Origin of the sequence: Ochrobactrum sp. SFR4 (assembly GCF_019730395.1) — a bacterium.
In the GTDB taxonomy this organism is placed as follows: domain Bacteria; phylum Pseudomonadota; class Alphaproteobacteria; order Rhizobiales; family Rhizobiaceae; genus Pseudochrobactrum.
The window spans coordinates 1-237 of record NZ_JAAPBB010001357.1; the positions used below are offsets into that span (position 1 = coordinate 1).

Annotated in this window: 1 protein-coding gene; it reads left to right on the top strand. The window is 51.1% G+C overall.

From position 1 onward, the window contains the following. A partial coding sequence (locus tag HBA93_RS23450; protein ID WP_221724814.1) for a L,D-transpeptidase family protein occupies positions 1-237 on the top strand: 237 nt, incomplete at both ends.

Here is a 237-nt window from a genome sequence, read left to right on the forward strand (position 1 = left end):
TGTGCGCAAAGGTGATCGTGAACTACAATTGCTGCGCGGAGATGAAGTGTTACGCACCTACCGCATTGCATTGGGGGGCGCACAGGAAGGCCATAAATTGCAGGAAGGCGATCAGAAGACGCCAGTCGGTAATTATGTAATTGACTGGCGCAATCCGCGTTCCATGGCACATCTCAGCCTGCATATTTCTTATCCGAATGAGCAGGATGTGCTGAGAGCCAAAGAAGCCAATGTTGC